This is a genomic window from Bacillus sp. 05T31, from assembly GCF_056396725.1.
The window spans coordinates 1-2,289 of sequence record NZ_JBFTMA010000707.1 but is presented as its reverse complement, the minus strand read 5'-3'; the positions used below and the strand labels follow the sequence as shown (position 1 = coordinate 2,289).

1 protein-coding gene, 2 pseudogenes and 1 riboswitch are annotated in these 2,289 nt (G+C 33.3%); all 3 genes and pseudogenes read right to left on the bottom strand.

Translation table 11 applies throughout. From position 1 onward, the window contains the following. Positions 1 to 103, bottom strand: a pseudogene (locus AC1DJR_RS26970) (5'-methylthioadenosine nucleosidase); the annotation flags it as partial. A gap of 175 nt (positions 104 to 278) precedes the next feature. Then, positions 279 to 382: riboswitch (purine riboswitch) on the bottom strand. A 199-nt stretch (positions 383 to 581) separates the two neighbouring features. Beyond that, positions 582 to 1,307: pseudogene (locus AC1DJR_RS26965) on the bottom strand (helix-turn-helix domain-containing protein); the annotation flags it as partial. Positions 1,308 to 1,692: 385 nt separating this feature from the next. Further along, positions 1,693 to 2,109: a DUF1259 domain-containing protein gene (locus AC1DJR_RS26960; protein ID WP_477003947.1), complete on the bottom strand. Its 417-nt coding sequence runs from the start codon at positions 2,107 to 2,109 to the stop codon at positions 1,693 to 1,695. Between the last annotated feature and the right edge of the window lie 180 nt (positions 2,110 to 2,289).

Sequence of the window (2,289 nt, the reverse complement as noted above, 5' to 3'; positions counted from 1 at the left end):
CAGCTACTTGTTTTGGACTAGCATTACATCCTGCAAGTATTGCGAATGACAATGCGATAGTAGTTGCTAGGGAAGCATATTTTTTTAACGGGTTTTTCTTCATAAATAATCTCCTCTTTCTCTTGTTGTTTCATATACTCGGAGTTTTGGTCCAAAGAAAAAAGCTCTAGAAATTGTAGAAAAATCTCTACTTTCTAGAACTACGGTAGTCAAAGTTAATTAAGCAAAAGATGAGGCCAATGCTAAATTATAGATCGGTAGCGGCTCAATACACCGAACGACCGAATACTTTAACCCGTAGTCCAGTTCTTTCATTGGGAACTAGGTAGAAACGCTCGGACCATATTACCGAGTATATACGAGTGATGTTATTTAAAATTATTATATTGGTAATATAACAAACTTTTAGTGTATACGCAATTTAAAAGTGAACATTTTTAATAAAAATAATAAAAATGTTCGTTTTTAAAACTTAAATGGTTAGGATTTATCATTCCTAAATGGATAACGACGCTAAAAAACTCATAACCCATATACTAAACTAGATTAACCTACAACAACCGATCTTTTACAGACAATTACTCTACCTTTTCAGCGTTTGAGGCATTTATTACTACATAATTCGGTATTGTCGCAACGAGTTGTATTAAATGTTGGTACATACTAATTTGCATCATTTCATTCGCCTTCTCAGTATTTCCAAGCATTTGATACGCTTGTGCGATTAAATCTTCCTCTGGAAAATTAGGTCGTATCGTTTCGCCAAGTAATTGAAGCACCTCATTTGGTCTATTGAGTATAAGATAGCAAGTTGCTTGAAACGATRCCGCCTCTTTCACAAGAGAAACATCATCACTTTCTTCCTGCACTCGGCTAAAGAGAGACATTGCCTCTTCTAAAATTTCAGTTCTTTTATCCGTATCCTCTGTTAACATATGATGGTTAATAAAAAGTAGTCCCATTTGAATTAATAATGGAAAACAAGAATAATATTTTTTTGTCACTTCCCTGCACTCCATCATTACTTCATCAAACGGTTCTTCACTAAAAGCTTCCGCTAGTCTATGATATAAATTTTTAATATCTTCCTGTTCCATTTGCGGTGTATAACAGATTARTTCATCTATACTTATGTTAAAGTACGATGCTAACAGTGGCAAAAATGTAATATCCGGATAACTCTGCCCAGTCTCCCATTTGGAAACAGATGCYTTYGTAATACCGATATACGCCGCTAACTCTTCCTGTGTAATTCCCTTTTCTTTTCTCTTATCCGCAATAATTTTATGAATCTGAATCTCTCTCACTGTATCACCTCATACTTTTATTATATGTTCTTTCTTCCACACAAAATATGGATTTAGAGTCGACTTTCGTTAACAAAATCAACTGTTAGGAAACATCTCTCTAAAATCAAAGGCAGGAACATATTTGATATGTTCCTGCCTTTTTATTGTGGGGTACCGATACATAGCCATCTAACTAAGATTTTGAAGTGCTTCAAAATCAAAACTTGCATCTCACCACAGTTTTCTATGAGAATCCAGTGAACAGCTTATTTACATAATTTTCGATTATCGGAATTCAATGTATCTAAAAATTTATAAAAATGCTTTCCAGATCGCTTAGCTGGAGGGCATTCTTTGTTCACATGATTCTCGATATAAGAAATGAATAAATAGGATCTTAACRTTAGCTCCCGTTATCAGTAATTGGATAACTACTTAAAACCGAAAAGGAATGTGCCAATTTTTTTGCAAAACTTAATGGTGGTTCAACAGATTGGATATGAATATACATAATCAATGGTTTCATATATAACCAATGATTATGTAAGGCGCTAACAATAATCCCTTGTTGAACAATTGATTGYATAAATAAAGGAATTTCTTCTTGTAAAATAGCRATTTCTCCAAAGTTYAACGCATTACCAYTTTGATCTAACGATTCAAAAGATAGCCCAACCGGTATCACTGAGGTGCTTGGTCGTCCTTGAACAAACACTTTAATATTACGACGCAAGGAGACAGAACAAACACCCTGATTTATGTTGCTTTTYCCATTAARAATTTTAGCAAATTGYTCACAAAGGAWRTTAAGGTTGTTCATAAATCTGATGCCCCTTTCTTATCAGATAAAAGTTACTTCATAAGTATTAATACTTATGAAGTAACTTTTATATAAGTAATTTAAGAAATTCCCATAAAGAAAAGACACCCTAAGGTGCCTTCCTTCAACTTGATACTCTTTTATCGTTTGTTTATAAAGAAATATTTAATAATCTATAAC